Raw genomic sequence first — 13,916 nt, forward strand, 5'->3', positions numbered from 1 at the left:
TACACCTGAGGAGAGCGATGCATGGATAAGCTGATTATCAATGGTGGAAAACCGCTCGCGGGGACGGTAACCATCAGCGGAGCCAAAAACAGCGCAGTCGCACTGATTCCAGCCGCGTTGCTGGCGGATGGACCTGTAGTTATTGAAAATCTGCCCCGTATTCAGGATGTGGATATTTACCACGGGCTTCTGAGGGAAATGGGAGCTGACGTGCTGTTTGAAGATGACTGGATGGAAATCGATGGGCGCCTGATGAAGCTGATGCTCATGCCCAATGGCAAGATCAAAAAGCTGCGCGCCTCTTACTATTTGTGGGGAGCCTTGCTCGCCAAATTCGGAGAGGCACAGGTCGGATTGCCTGGCGGCTGCGATCTGGGGCCACGACCTGTCGATTTGCACATCAAAGGCTTTGAGGCGATGGGCGCCGAGGTGGAGAACAAAAACGGCGTGATGACTATTCGGGCCAAGAACGGTCGTCTGCAAGGCGCGAGAATTTACCTCGATCTCGTCAGCGTCGGAGCGACGATTAACATCATGCTCGCTGCTTCCAAGGCAGACGGCGTGACCATTATTGAAAACGCTGCCCGCGAGCCGGAGATTGTCGATGTGGCGACACTGCTCAACAACATGGGGGCAAACATCAAAGGCGCAGGCACCGATGTCATCCGCATCCAGGGCGTGGAGCGTCTGCGCGGCTGCCGGCATACGATTATTCCGGACCGGATTGAAGCGGGGACGTACATGATTGCCGCAGCGGCGACGAACGGCAATGTACTGGTCGAAAACGTGATCCCCAAGCATCTGGAGTCGCTGACGGCGAAGCTGCGCGAAATTGGCGCGCAAGTGATGGAAATGGATGACTGCATTCAGGTGGTCGGACGGGATTCCTATCGTCCCATTGATGTGAAAACAAGTCCGTACCCTGGGTTTCCGACCGATTTGCAGCAGCCGATCACGACGCTGTTGACCCTTGCCAAAGGGTCGAGCATCGTGACGGACAACATCTACAGCTCGCGTTTTCGCCATGTAGATGAGCTGCGGCGCATGGGAGCGACGCTCAAGGTAGAGGGACGTTCCGCTGTCATCGAAGGCGGAAGCAAGCTGAACGGAGCCAAGGTAGTAGCTTCTGACCTGCGGGCCGGAGCGGCGCTGTTTATCGCAGGGCTGGCTACGAGCGGCACGACAGAGTTGGAAGGTCTTGAACATATCGACCGCGGCTATGAAAACTTGGTGGGCAAGCTGCAAATGCTGGGTGCCGATGTGACGCGGGTAGGCTTGCAGCACACAGAAAGCCCGCAGCGTTAACCAATCATCAGGAGAGGAGTCTTCCAGAATGGAACGCAGTTTAACACTTGAACTGGTACGCGTAACCGAAGCGGCTGCTTTGGCTTCCGCCAGTTGGATGGGGCTCGGACGAAAAGACGAGGCCGACGACGCGGCGACGACCGCCATGCGCAAGGAATTTGAAAAAGTGCCAATGGACGGCGTAGTCGTAATCGGGGAAGGCGAAATGGATGAAGCGCCGATGCTCTATATCGGCGAGCGTCTCGGCCAAGGGGTAGCGCCAGCAGTAGACGTGGCTGTCGACCCGTTGGAAGGGACGAATATCCTGGCAAAAGGCACATGGGGCGCAATCTCTGTCATTGCGATTGCGGACCGCGGAAATTTGCTGCATGCTCCTGACATGTATATGGAAAAAATGGCAGTAGGGCCAAAAGCGGTTGGCAAGGTCGACATCAACGCGCCGATTCGCGACAACCTGAAAGCCGTTGCTGCGGCACAGGGCAAAGACATCAGCGACCTGGTGGCGATCGTGCTTGATCGTGACCGTCATTCTCGCATCATTCACGAGATTCGCGAGGCAGGTGCCCGCATTCGTCTCATTTCCGACGGGGACGTGGCGGCTGCGATCAACACGGCATTCCCGGACACGGGCGTAGACATTTTGTTCGGTTCCGGCGGAGCGCCAGAAGGTGTATTGGCTGCGGTGGCGTTGAAATGCCTCGGAGGCGAAATCCAGGGCAAGCTGTTGCCGCAAAGCGAAGAAGAAATTCAGCGTTGTGTCAAGATGGGTCTCAGCAACCCGCACCAGGTGCTGTTTATGGATGATTTGGTCAAGGGCGACGATGCCATTTTTGCGGCAACGGGCGTAACAGATGGGGAATTGCTGAAAGGGGTTCGCTTCCAGGGAACTCGCGCTACTACCCATTCTGTCGTCATGCGGGCAAAAACGGGTACGGTTCGCTTCATTGAAGGAAACCACCGCCTGGAACGCAAACCGTCACTCGGTTTGTAGGAAAACGAACAGCTTGGCTTTATATCATGCTTTCCAAGAGTAAATAAAGAGTGGTGGATGTATGTTACTTTCTGAACTCGAAGAGAAGAAACTGACCGATCTCTATAAGCTGGCCAAGGAGTACCATATCCCGTATTACTCCCAACTGAAGAAGAAGGAATTGATCTTCGCAATCCTTCGGGCACGAGCGGAGCGGGATGGCCTGATGTTTATGGAAGGGGTGCTGGAAATCTTGCCGGAGGGCTACGGCTTCCTCCGACCGATCAACTATCTCCCCAGCTCGGAAGACATCTACATCTCCCAGTCGCAGATTCGCCGTTTTGATCTGCGCATGGGGGATGTGGTGTCGGGCAAGGCTAGGCCGCCAAAAGAAAACGAGCGCTATTTTGGACTGTTGCAAGTAGAAGCAGTGAACGGAGAAGACCCGGAGACTGCTTCAGAGCGTCTTCATTTCCCCGCCTTAACACCGCTATATCCTCAAACCAAGCTAGTGCTGGAGACCGCGCCCGAGCGTGTTTCCACCCGCCTGATGGACCTTCTTGCCCCTGTTGGGCTGGGTCAGCGTGGATTGATTGTCGCTCCGCCAAAAGCGGGCAAAACCATGCTCCTGAAAGAAATCGCCAACAGTATTACGGAAAGCCGACCGGATATTCATCTGTTTGTGCTGCTCATCGACGAGCGTCCGGAAGAGGTTACGGATATGCAGCGTTCTGTCAAAGGCGAGGTGGTCGCCTCTACGTTTGACGAGTTGCCGGAGAATCACATCAAGGTGGCGGAGCTTGTATTGGAGCGGGCAAAGCGTCTGGTTGAGCACAAAAAGGATGTCGTCATCCTGCTCGATTCGATTACCCGTCTCGCTCGCGCCTACAACCTGGTGATCCCGCCGAGCGGCCGGACGTTGTCTGGCGGTATTGATCCGGCGGCGTTCCACCGTCCTAAGCGCTTTTTCGGTTCGGCGCGCAACATCGAAGAGGGCGGTAGCCTGACGATTCTCGCGACGGCTCTGGTCGAGACCGGATCGCGCATGGACGATGTGATCTACGAGGAGTTCAAGGGAACGGGCAACATGGAGCTTCATCTGGACCGCAAGCTGGCAGAGCGCCGTATCTTCCCGGCGATCGACATTCGCCGTTCGGGAACGCGCCGCGAAGAATTGCTGCTGTCCAAAGAAGAGCTGGATAAGCTGTGGATGATCCGCAAAAACATGAACGAAACGAACGAGTTTGTCGATTCGTTTATCAAAAAGCTGGCGGACACGAAAACAAACGAAGAATTTTTGCAGACCCTGGAAAGCAAGCAGCAAGGCCGGGGGAAAACGGCTGGCACGACGGTGAGTTCATGACTCGCCGTCATTTTTTTTGCCTGTTTTGCATACCGTAAGGAGAGTTGGAAGAGAGGGAGGAGAGAGTCAGTGGAGTACGTGCAGGTTCCTGTGCCCATCGAGAGCCAGACGGAAGCGAAAAAGGCTGTCGTGGAGCAAGCGTTGTTTCAAGCGTTCAATCCGTACGCGAGTTTGACAAAGCAAGCGCCTGCTGCCAAAAGCAATACGATGGTGTACGCAGTGCGCCAGGGCGACACTCTTTCCGGAATTGCCGAACGCTACGGCCTTACGCTGAAAAAGCTGGTGGAGATGAACAAAATCAGCAATCCGCATCTGCTTTCTGTCGGGATGAAGCTGATTATTACCAAAGACGAAGTGACACATATGGTGAAGCGCGGAGAGACGCTCGATTACATAGCGAGAAGGTACGGAGTCAGCCGTGAGCTGCTGCTGGAACGCAACCCGCTTTTAAAATGGCTGTCGGACAACCTGTATGTGGGACAGGTTGTGTACATCCCTGTTGCCGGAGGGCCGCCGATGCAGGCAGAAGAGCTGCAGCAAAAGCGAAACACTACCCAGGCGGCAAGCAGGCAAGTGGTGGCGCGGATTCGCGGCCGAATGGATTGGCCTGTAGAGGGAGCGACGATTACAAGCGGCTTCGGAACACGCTGGGGCAAGGTGCATAAAGGCGTGGATTTGTGGAACGAGCAGGAGGCCAAAACGCCGATTTTGGCCGCGAAAGCAGGGAAGGTGGTCGAAGCGGGCGCCAACCGCTCCGGATACGGGCGGATGGTCGTACTGGACCACGGAGACGGCCTGCAAACCTTTTATGCCCATATGCGCACGATTTTGGTCACGCCCGGCCAGAGCGTAGAAGCGGGCGACGTCCTCGGATACATGGGCCAGACAGGCGATTCCACCGGGTATCACCTGCATTTTGAAGTCAGGCAGGACGATGTGCCGGTCAACCCGCTCCCGTACCTCGGCAGGTAACCCTTCACAATTTACATTGCTTTTTCAATGCGTTACAATGGGCAAAGCAAAGAAGCGAGGCGATTTTCCCATGTATTTAGTGTACGCAGATGAAAAGGGCAATGTTTACGACCACCCGGGCTTGTTCGCGGTGGCGCGCAACGGCGATATATTGACAGAAATTCTCGAGGAAGAGCTGATCCCGCTGCCGGAAGGGGCGACGCTGGTCAGCCTGCCGGATACAGTACCGATCGGAATGGACCCGGAGACGGGCGAAATGATTAAGCTGGACGGCTGTACGGCGGTCGGGGCGCTCGTTCCGCAAGGGATTACCCGACTTTTGCTCCCGGGTTATGTGAAAACAAACAGGGAGAGCAAGCTGCCGCTGTTCGGGTATTCGGCAGTCGTATGGAAAGACGACCGTTTTTGGGTAGCAGGCAGAGCGAGCGACGACATTTACAAATGGGACCCGCTGAACTTCCCGATGGATGAGTTGCGGCAGCGAGTGGAAAAGACGTTGGAGCTGTTCCCGAACAACCGGATTTTGCATCACCTGTCGCACTGTGCGCTGGAGTACGAGTGTCTGACGGCCTCCAACAACTTTTTCCACCGCTGGGAAGGCAGCCTGCCTGTTTCCTATACCTGTAATGCCGGTTGCTACGGCTGTATTTCCGAGCAACCAGACGACAGCGGCTTCCCGTCTCCGCAGACGCGGATGAATTTCAAGCCGACAGAGGACGAGCTGGTAGAGGTCATGCTGCACCATTTGCAGACGCCGGAGAGCATTATCAGCTTCGGCCAGGGCTGTGAAGGCGAGCCTTCGACCATGGCCGGGATCATCGTTCCGGCGATGCGCCGCGTGCGAGCGACGACCGACATGGGCTTTATCAACATCAATACAAACGCAGGCTTGACCGACCATATCAAAGGGATCGTCGACGCGGGGCTGGACTTGATGCGCGTCAGCATCATCAGCGCGATTGACGAGCATTACAACGCCTACTACCGCCCGCGCAACTACACGCTGGAAAACGTAGCGCGATCTGCGGAATACGCGGCCTCCAAGGGCGTGTACACCTCGATCAACTACTTGTGCTTCCCGGGTGTTTTTGACCGCGAAGAAGAAATGGAAGCGATGATTAACTTCATCCGCCGCACAGGTATCAAGCTGATTCAGATGCGCAACCTGAACATTGATCCGGAAAGCTATCTGGCGATGATTCCAAAAGCGCAGGGCGAAGTCTTCGGCATGAAGCAGGCGATTGAAATCTATCAGCAAGAGCTGCCGGATGTCGTGATCGGGTCGTTTACGCACATTCCGCCGGCAGAGCTGCGCCGCAGGAAAAACATGGCCTGAGCGGTCAACCTGTTGCATTTCGGCTGACAGCATGCTACTATCTTGTATGTGTTTATATAACTCTGTTTCGGCAAACGATTCAGGGCGGAAAGAGGTGTAGCGAGATGAAACAAGGTATTCATCCTAAGTACAATGTAGTAACCGTTACATGTGCATGCGGTAACGAATTTGAATCCGGTTCCGTGAAACAAGCGCTGAAAGTGGAGATCTGCTCCAACTGCCATCCTTTCTTCACTGGAAAACAAAAATTCGTGGATGCTGGCGGCCGTGTAGACCGTTTCAAACGCAAATACAATCTGTCCTAATCAGACGGGATTGGAGCAACCAGGTAGAGCGATCTGCCTGGTTTTGTCTTTTTCTGGAGCAAAAATCATCTCGGGCAGCAAGGGGGCAAACGATGACGGCCATCGGGGGAATCCGGCTGACGTGCTCTGCCAGCTCGCTCGCGAGACGGGCTATCCGATTGTCGATGCCGCGATGAAGCAGTTGAACGAAACGGGCTGGATGCACAATCGGTTGCGGATGATTGCGGCGTCTGGCAATGGAGCGCCTCTACCGGGACGGACCCGCAGCCGTACTTCCGCATTTTCAATCCGGTTTCGCAAGGGGAAAAATTCGATCCGGACGGAACCTTTGTCAAAAAATATCTTCCCGTTCTGCGGCAAGTCCCTCTACAATATATCCATAAGCCTTGGGAGATGCCTGAGCATGTGCAGGAAAAAGCGGGATGCAGGCTAGGAATTGACTATCCCGTTCCGCGCGTCGATCATGCGAGCAGACGGAAGCTGGCTATGTCTTTGTTTCAAGAGGCAAAAGACCGCTACGCCATGACGCGAAAATGAATCAGCTTTAGGCAAAGGGAGATAGAGACGTGGCACAATTATATTTTCGTTACGGGGCAATGAATGCCTCCAAATCTATTCAGTTGCTGACAGTCGCTCACAACTACGAGCAATCCGGCAAAAAAGTAGTGGTGTTCACGCCAGCCGTCGATGATCGGTATGGGGTGGGAAAAGTGGCTTCGCGGGTAGGCATCAGCAGAGAGGCAATTCCGATCAGCGAAGAGACGAATTTGTACGAAATAGTCGCAGCCGAGACGGTAAAGCCGCACTGTGTGCTGGTCGACGAGGCGCAGTTCATCAGCCGCCATCACGTGGATCAGCTCGTGGCGATTGTCGATCAGTTGGGCATTCCCGTCATCGTCTACGGCTTGCTGAAAAACTTCAAGAACGAGCTTTTCCCCGGCAGCGCCGCCTTGCTCTGTGAAGCGGACAAAGTCGAAGAGATCAAAACAGTGTGCGTGTACTGCAACAAAAAAGCGACGCATATTCTCAAATTCAAAAACGGACAACCTGTCTACACCGGAGAGACGATTGAAATTGCTGGCAACGACACGTACAGCAGCGTCTGTCGCAAGCATTACTACCATCCCCCGGCAAATCGCTGACGAAAATCAGCAGGAAAAAGCCACCCCTGGCTGCAGGTGTGCATGAGCCTGAAAGGCACTGCGCAGACTAAGCAAAACAGGAGGTGGCTTTTTCGTGCGAATGAAGCCTTTGGGAAAAAGCGCGCTGACAGTGCTGGGCATCCTCGTGCTTTCCTCTGCCTTGACTGTCGGGTGTGGCCGGAACGCGACTCAGGAGAAAGGGACCAATACACAGGCGATGGATGGGCAGTATCCGGCGGCGATCAGAGGCGAGCGCAGCGGGGATATTCTCCATCGTCCTGCTCCGCCTGCGGCCGATCGTGATTCGCTGATGGGGCGCAATCAAAATCCAAACGTCATCATCGGCCAATCCAATGTGCGCAATACGCAAATCGACATGAACAACATGGAGATGATGGCCAAGTCCGTAAAAGGCGTCGAGGACGCCCGCATCACACTGAATGGCGGCAATGCATATGTTACTCTTGACCTTGTGCATAACATTACGGCGAGTCAGGCGCGAGCGGTGGAGCAGGAGGTAATTGCGCTTCTCCAGCAAAAAATTCCGCGCTATGACTTCCACGTCACCTCCAATGAAGGCTTTCACCGTTGACAGGCGACGCAAGAACTGGTATGACAAGGCTCGGCATTGCCGGGCCTGTTTCGCATCGAAAAAAGAACAAATTTCCATTGAAATAATGCGCTTTGACTTATTTTCGCTTTCCTCCTATAATTTATCTGTTATAATCGTTTCTTAGTATTCTTTGCGATGGGGTGAAGTACAATGTTTGCACGCTTATCCGCAGTTGAAGAGCGTTTTGAAGAAGTAACGAATCTCCTATGTGACCCCGACGTCATCAGCGATACAAAACGCTTGCGTGAGCTGTCCAAGGAACAGGCTTCGTTGGAAGAAACAGTGACGACCTACCGTGAATATAAATCAGTTGTGAGTCAAATGGATGATGCCAAAGCCATGCTGGAAGAAAAGCTGGACGATGAAATGCGTGAAATGGTCAAGCTTGAAATCAGCGAATTGACTGGGCGCAAGGAGCAGTTGGAAGAACGCCTGAAAATTCTTCTGCTGCCAAAAGATCCAAACGACGAGAAAAACGTGATCGTGGAGGTGCGCGGTGCAGCAGGCGGCGATGAAGCGGCTCTGTTTGCGGCTGTTTTGTTCCGCATGTACACCCGTTTTGCCGAGCGTCACGGCTTTAAAATCGAAGTGCTGGAAGCAAGCCCGACAGACATCGGCGGCTACAAGGAAATCGTCTTCTCGCTGTCCGGCCGCGGCGCCTACAGCAAAATGAAGTTCGAGAGCGGTGCGCACCGCGTACAACGCATTCCGGCGACAGAATCCGGCGGACGCATCCACACGTCTACGGCTACCGTACTGGTACTGCCAGAGGCAGAAGATGTGGAAGTGGAAGTTCACGAAAAAGACATTCGCATTGATACGTTCTGCTCCAGCGGCGCTGGCGGACAGAGCGTCAATACGACCAAGTCTGCCGTTCGCGTAACGCACATTCCGACAGGGATCATGGTGTCCTGTCAGGATGAGAAATCCCAGCACTCCAACAAAGACAAGGCGTTGCGCGTACTCCGCGCGCGTCTGTACGACTACTACATGCAACAACAAAACGCGGAAGCAGATGCTACGCGCAAAAGCCTGGTGGGTACCGGCGACCGCAGCGAGCGCATCCGCACGTACAACTATCCGCAAAGCCGCGTGACCGACCACCGCATCGGTCTGACCTTGCACCGTCTGGAATCGGTGCTGGAAGGCGAACTGGATGAAGTGATCGACAACCTGATTTTGCATGAACAGACGGAGCTTCTGAAAAGCCATGCACACTCAGCTTGATTGGTCTGATGTCACGACGATTCGAGAAGCCCAGGTACGGGCTTCTTCCTTTTTGCGGGAAAAAGGGGCAAAGGACCCGCTGTTCGAAGCGGAGCTGATGATTCGCCACTGCCTGGGCTGGGACCGCACGCGCTATTTGATCTCGATGGCAGAGCCGATCGCCGCAGAGACACTGGCGAAGCTGGACGAGCTGTGCCAGCGCCGCAGCAGGCACGAGCCGCTGCAGTACATGTTTGGCGAGCAGGAGTTTTTCGGACGCGCCTTCACGGTGCGGCCCGGAGTCCTGATCCCTCGGCCGGAGACAGAAATACTCGTCGAGCAGGTGCTGGCTGCGGCAGCGGCTATTTGGCCGGAAAGCGAAGCGCTCGCCGTGGCGGATATCGGGACAGGCAGCGGGGCCATCTGCATCACGCTTGCTCTGGAGAAGCCGCACTGGCAGGTGACGACCGTCGATTTATCGCCGGATGCGACAGCGGTCGCGCGGGAAAACGCAGAGCGTCTGGGTGCCTCCGTGCGCTTTTTGCAAGGCGACCTGGTGCAGCCGTTGCTTGCAGCCGGGGAGAAGGTAGATATTCTCGTCTCCAATCCCCCGTATATTCCGAGCCGGGATGTGGACGAGCTGGACGAAGAGGTTCGCCTGCATGAACCGCGTCTGGCGCTGGACGGAGGCGACGACGGGCTGGATTGCTATCGCCGCTTGTGCGAGGCGCTGCCAGCTCTGCTCAAGGACAAAGCAGTCGTCGCTTTCGAGGTAGGCATCCATCAGGCGCAGGATGTGGCGACGTTGCTGCAGGCATCTGGCGTAATCGAGCAGGTGCAGATCGTGCCGGATTTGGCGGGAATCGAGCGGGTCGTTATCGGCGAAAGGCGGTAATGGCCCGGGCGTCTCGCCTTTTTTGCTAAAATTGTATGAATGTTTGTGCTTTGAGGTTTGGATTTTCGGCTCCTTGTCCATACTGAGGCTATAGAGAGAAGAGAAAAGGCTCGAAAGACTCAGTAGAGAGGGAGACGGTTTGATATGAAACGGATGCTGTTGATCGCGTTCAGTTTGTTTATGCTTATGATGTGCTGGGAGGGACAGCTTACTTCGGCCAATGTACTCGATAATGGGCCGATCCCTCAGGAATCAATTCGTCTGCGCATTATCGCCAACAGCGACTCTGTTCAGGACCAGTGGCTGAAGCGTGAAGTGCGCGATGCGCTGATCGCCCAGATGAACACGTGGGCGGAAGACATCAAGTCGTTTGAGGAAGCAGAGCAAATGGTCGAGTCCCAGTTGCCTGTTTTGCAAGAGGTTGTGGATAAAACGATCCGCGAACGCGGCTTTTCCTATAAAGCAGTCGTCGATTTCGGGCAAGTGCCTTTTCCGACAAAGCTGTACGGCTCTTATGTGTATCCGGCTGGCAACTACGAGGCGCTGCGGGTGCAAATCGGCGAGGCGAAAGGGCAAAACTGGTGGTGCGTACTGTTTCCTCCGCTCTGCTTTATCGACATGGCAAACGGAGATGCCGTACAGGCGGCAGAACCAACAGCGGAGACCGGGACAGAGCAGCTTCGGCCAGTGATGAATCCGGAGCCGACTTCCGCAGCTTCCGTATTGAAGCTCGACCAGGAAGTCGCAGAGCGCAAGGAATGGCAAGAATGGCGGCAAGAGCGTCTGGAAAGAGAAGACGCTGCGGACCGTAACGATCAGGCTGCGAGCGTTTCCCGGGCGGAACATGCAGTGGCCGTAGACGATGAAACAAAAGAGGAAGGAAACGAGCAGATCGAGGGGCAAGGGATGAGCGAGCCGGCAGCCCCTGCGCCGCAAGTAGAGGTGCGCTTCTACCTGTGGGAAAAGCTCGAAAGCTGGTTCTCCTGAGCCTTTAAAGTCTTTCCGTAAAAAAACGACACCCCGCTGTCATGGCGCAGGTGTCGTTTTGGATTGAAAAACGGCTTACTTCTGAGTCAGGGCAGCGAGAATTTCCGGCTTCAGCAAGCTGTGGAAGCGATGGGCAGGGATGGTGAAGGCAGGCATTCCTGCTGCGTATGGGGCAATTTCGTACTGTCCGAAATGAATGACGAGATTGCCGTTTTCAAACGAGAAGCTCTGGTCGTCTGTAATGCTCTCAAAGCTGTACGGATTGTAGCCGTCCGCTGCTGTTTGTGCTTTGATCTGCTGGCTGATGAGCTGGTTGATAATGCTGCGGTAGTCGTAGCCGGACTGGAACAGGTCGGCGAGCTTGAGCGTTTTCGCTTTGGCCTGGTTGTCGATCGTGTAGTAGGTGACGTCGGTCATGCCGTGCGCTCCGCCAGTATAGATGTACGACTGGATGGAGAAAGACACGAGCTTGCCAGCCTGGTGTACTTCATAGGAAATATCGAGTGCGTGCGGCCGCGGCTCCCAGCCGTATTTTTTCGCTTCTGCCGCATCTTGCTTGCCTGCTTTTTGGCCTTCGGCAAGACCTGTCTGTGCTTGCTTGAGCAGGTCGGCGTTCAATTTGGCTTCAAAAGCTTTATCCTTCAACCCGCTAATGACCGGGATCGTCACCTTGCCCTCGAACTCTTTTGATTTGACGGTCAAAGTTTTCGGGGTGAACACCACTCCGGCTGCTTTCGGCTTTTGCGCTTGTACGGCAGGCACAGGCTTGGCTGTCGCGGCAGGAGAAGCTGCCAGGACGGGTGCAGTAGCGGCGGTCAGCAATACGGCTGTGCCGAGCAGGCTGGAAGTAAAGGATTTCAACAATGTCATATTCATTCACGATCCTTTCGATCTAAGGGAAAATGTTCCTCGCTTGTATGGACTTATTCTACTACATCGTTTTGACGGATGATGTTAAGAATTGGTAACAAAGACTTTTCCCAACACTTTTCCAAAAGTTATTCACAAGTTACCCACAGCCTGTTGAAAACTTCTGGATGCACATCTATACTAAAGGCACTTATTACAAAAGAAACGAGCTAGAGAAAGGATTTTTTTACGATGGAAATCAATTTAGTGACAAAGGTGTGGTCTGTGGATAACGATGTGGAAAACATCCCTAGTTGTACACAGATTGTGGATGCAGCCCGTTTGCTGCGCGCCGGGGAAGCGGTCGCTTTTCCAACAGAGACGGTGTACGGCCTGGGCGCGAATGCATTGTCTGATGCAGCAGTGGAGAAAATATTTGCAGCGAAAGGCAGACCGAGCGATAATCCGCTGATTGTGCATATCGGAGAACGGGAGCAGTTGTCCACAGTCGCAGGCACCGTCCCGGAAAAAGGCCAGAAGCTGATGGACGCATTTTGGCCGGGGCCGTTGACGATCATCCTGCCGAAAAACGATCAGGTCGCATCGCTGGTGACGGCAGGGCTGGATTCAGTCGGGGTGCGCATGCCGGACCATCCGATCGCTCTCGCACTTATCAAGGAAGCGGGCGTGCCGATCGCAGCTCCCAGTGCGAATCGCTCCGGTCGTCCGAGTCCGACCACGGCTGCACACGTGTTTGCCGATCTGGACGGACGGGTAGCGGGGATTGTGGATGGCGGAGCTACCGGAGTCGGTGTCGAGTCGACGGTAGTTGACGTGACGGTCGACCCGCCTGTCATCCTGCGGCCTGGAGGCATTACCCGCGAGCAGATGGAACGCGTGATTGGCCCAGTCGAGCTCGATCCTTCTTTTCAGGTGGGCGCGGTAGAGACGCCGCGTGCGCCAGGGATGAAATATACGCATTACGCCCCTGAGGGGGAAATGTGGCTGGTGACAGGCGACGAAGCACAGGTTCGCGCGAAAATGGCGGAGTTGCTCGCCGAAGCAAAACGGCATGGGCAAAAAACCGGGGTGCTGGCGACAGAAGAGTCGGCTGCTTACTGGCAGGAACAGGCGGCGGTGGACGTCGTCTTGTCCGTAGGCTCCCGGCACGATCTGGAGAAAGTCGCCCAGCAGCTTTACGCAGTGTTGCGCGAGTTTGACCATCAGCGCGTTCAGTTCATTGTCGGGGAAACTTTTTCACGCGAAGGCTTGGGCATGGCCGTGATGAACCGTCTGGAGAAAGCGGCGGGCGGACGTATCCTGTCCGTCTAAAACAGTCTAAACTCCTCCTTGTCCGCATAAGGTGAAGAGACGGGGGGGGAGGCGGCTTGGACCAGGTGTTGTTTCAGTGGGGGCAATTTTTGACGTTGCTCATTATTGCCTTTGCTTTGAGCATGGATGCCTTTTCGCTTGGGATCGGCGTAGGCATGGTTGGAATACGCTTGCGGGAAATTGTAAAAGTGAGCATTACTATTGGGCTTTTTCATATTATGATGCCTGTCGTCGGGATTGCTGTCGGCGCTTATTTGTCCGATTTGGTTGGGGATATCGCCGTTTTCATCGGCGGAGGAGTCCTGATGCTGATCGGCTTGCATATGCTGTGGAACGGACTGATTCACGGCGATCAAAAAAGCGTCTTGAAGACAAGAGGAATCGGGCTGCTGCTGTTTGCATTTAGCGTCAGTCTCGACGCGTTGACGGTCGGTTTTTCATTTGGTCTGATCGAAGTAAACAAAATTCTCGCGATCTCCCTGTTCGGCATCATGGGGGCGGCCATGTCCTATTTTGGGCTTTTGCTCGGCAGAAGCGTGGGAGGATGGTTGGGCGATTACAGCGAATTAGTAGGAGGGCTTATTTTGTTTTGCTTCGGGTTGAAGTTTGTCATCTAGGAGACGGATGCTGACAGAAAGGAG

The 13,916-nt window shown here is 54.7% G+C and carries 15 protein-coding genes; 14 read left to right on the forward strand and 1 reads right to left on the reverse strand.

Annotated features, from left to right (window positions below; translation table 11 throughout):
- Positions 1–21: 21 nt before the first annotated feature.
- From murA to spoIIR, 12 genes are all read left to right on the forward strand, one after another.
- The gene (gene murA / locus AC3WQH_RS05395) at positions 22–1,305 is read left to right on the forward strand and encodes a UDP-N-acetylglucosamine 1-carboxyvinyltransferase (RefSeq protein WP_005827816.1); all 1,284 of its coding nucleotides are present in this window, start codon (positions 22–24) and stop codon (positions 1,303–1,305) included.
- A 28-nt stretch (positions 1,306–1,333) separates the two neighbouring features.
- Complete coding sequence (glpX, locus tag AC3WQH_RS05400; RefSeq protein WP_005827814.1) at positions 1,334–2,296, forward strand: class II fructose-bisphosphatase; 963 nt, start codon at positions 1,334–1,336, stop codon at positions 2,294–2,296.
- A 61-nt stretch (positions 2,297–2,357) separates the two neighbouring features.
- On the forward strand, positions 2,358–3,638 hold the full coding sequence (gene rho / locus AC3WQH_RS05405) for a transcription termination factor Rho (RefSeq protein WP_005827812.1): 1,281 nt from the start codon (positions 2,358–2,360) through the stop codon (positions 3,636–3,638).
- Between the two features lie 69 nt (positions 3,639–3,707).
- A complete protein-coding gene (locus tag AC3WQH_RS05410) occupies positions 3,708–4,610 on the forward strand; it encodes a peptidoglycan DD-metalloendopeptidase family protein (protein WP_005827809.1) in 903 nt (300 codons plus the stop codon).
- Positions 4,611–4,680: 70 nt separating this feature from the next.
- A complete protein-coding gene (locus tag AC3WQH_RS05415) occupies positions 4,681–5,946 on the forward strand; it encodes a radical SAM family protein (RefSeq protein ID WP_005827807.1) in 1,266 nt (421 codons plus the stop codon).
- A 104-nt stretch (positions 5,947–6,050) separates the two neighbouring features.
- Entirely contained in the window at positions 6,051–6,251 is a 201-nt protein-coding gene (gene rpmE / locus AC3WQH_RS05420; RefSeq protein ID WP_005827805.1) for a 50S ribosomal protein L31, read from the forward strand.
- Positions 6,252–6,446: 195 nt separating this feature from the next.
- Positions 6,447–6,788 (forward strand): FAD-binding domain-containing protein, encoded by a 342-nt coding sequence (locus tag AC3WQH_RS05425; protein WP_354005931.1) that lies wholly within the window; start codon positions 6,447–6,449, stop codon positions 6,786–6,788.
- A gap of 29 nt (positions 6,789–6,817) precedes the next feature.
- Complete coding sequence (locus AC3WQH_RS05430; RefSeq protein WP_005827801.1) at positions 6,818–7,393, forward strand: thymidine kinase; 576 nt, start codon at positions 6,818–6,820, stop codon at positions 7,391–7,393.
- A gap of 94 nt (positions 7,394–7,487) precedes the next feature.
- Positions 7,488–7,985 (forward strand): hypothetical protein, encoded by a 498-nt coding sequence (locus AC3WQH_RS05435; protein ID WP_007786092.1) that lies wholly within the window; start codon positions 7,488–7,490, stop codon positions 7,983–7,985.
- Positions 7,986–8,156: 171 nt separating this feature from the next.
- Positions 8,157–9,233 carry a peptide chain release factor 1 gene (gene prfA / locus AC3WQH_RS05440; protein WP_025843659.1) on the forward strand — a complete coding sequence of 359 codons (1,077 nt, stop codon included), beginning with the start codon at positions 8,157–8,159 and terminating at the stop codon, positions 9,231–9,233.
- A complete protein-coding gene (gene prmC / locus AC3WQH_RS05445) occupies positions 9,217–10,107 on the forward strand; it encodes a peptide chain release factor N(5)-glutamine methyltransferase (RefSeq protein WP_310670047.1) in 891 nt (296 codons plus the stop codon). The genes prfA and prmC overlap by 17 nt, the downstream gene beginning before the upstream one ends.
- Positions 10,108–10,251: 144 nt before the next feature.
- Positions 10,252–11,094, forward strand: coding sequence for a stage II sporulation protein R (gene spoIIR / locus AC3WQH_RS05450; protein WP_310670046.1), 843 nt, complete (start codon positions 10,252–10,254; stop codon positions 11,092–11,094).
- Positions 11,095–11,169: 75 nt separating this feature from the next.
- Here the strand turns inward: spoIIR and AC3WQH_RS05455 are convergent, their stop codons facing one another.
- Positions 11,170–11,964: a DUF3298 and DUF4163 domain-containing protein gene (locus AC3WQH_RS05455; protein WP_005827791.1), complete on the reverse strand. Its 795-nt coding sequence runs from the start codon at positions 11,962–11,964 to the stop codon at positions 11,170–11,172.
- Between the two features lie 231 nt (positions 11,965–12,195).
- On the opposite strand from AC3WQH_RS05455, the gene AC3WQH_RS05460 reads away from it, so the two are divergent.
- On the forward strand, positions 12,196–13,275 hold the full coding sequence (locus AC3WQH_RS05460) for an L-threonylcarbamoyladenylate synthase (RefSeq protein ID WP_005827790.1): 1,080 nt from the start codon (positions 12,196–12,198) through the stop codon (positions 13,273–13,275).
- 56 nt (positions 13,276–13,331) lie between these two features.
- Positions 13,332–13,892, forward strand: a complete 561-nt coding sequence (locus tag AC3WQH_RS05465) for a manganese efflux pump MntP (protein WP_005827789.1) — start codon at positions 13,332–13,334, stop codon at positions 13,890–13,892.
- Positions 13,893–13,916 lie beyond the last annotated feature (24 nt).

The sequence above is a fragment of the Brevibacillus sp. FW301-21C12A genome (assembly GCF_058788915.1).

Bases quoted from the DNA above. Each gene is read 5' to 3' on its own strand.
- murA (WP_005827816.1), top strand. From the start codon at position 22: ATGGATAAGCTGATTATCAATGGTGGAAAACCGCTCGCGGGGACGGTA.
- glpX (WP_005827814.1), top strand. From the start codon at position 1,334: ATGGAACGCAGTTTAACACTTGAACTGGTACGCGTAACCGAAGCGGCT.
- rho (WP_005827812.1), top strand. From the start codon at position 2,358: ATGTTACTTTCTGAACTCGAAGAGAAGAAACTGACCGATCTCTATAAG.
- AC3WQH_RS05415 (WP_005827807.1), top strand. From the start codon at position 4,681: ATGTATTTAGTGTACGCAGATGAAAAGGGCAATGTTTACGACCACCCG.
- rpmE (WP_005827805.1), top strand. From the start codon at position 6,051: ATGAAACAAGGTATTCATCCTAAGTACAATGTAGTAACCGTTACATGT.
- prfA (WP_025843659.1), top strand. From the start codon at position 8,157: ATGTTTGCACGCTTATCCGCAGTTGAAGAGCGTTTTGAAGAAGTAACG.
- prmC (WP_310670047.1), top strand. From the start codon at position 9,217: ATGCACACTCAGCTTGATTGGTCTGATGTCACGACGATTCGAGAAGCC.
- spoIIR (WP_310670046.1), top strand. From the start codon at position 10,252: ATGAAACGGATGCTGTTGATCGCGTTCAGTTTGTTTATGCTTATGATG.
- AC3WQH_RS05455 (WP_005827791.1), bottom strand. From the start codon at position 11,964: ATGACATTGTTGAAATCCTTTACTTCCAGCCTGCTCGGCACAGCCGTA.
- AC3WQH_RS05460 (WP_005827790.1), top strand. From the start codon at position 12,196: ATGGAAATCAATTTAGTGACAAAGGTGTGGTCTGTGGATAACGATGTG.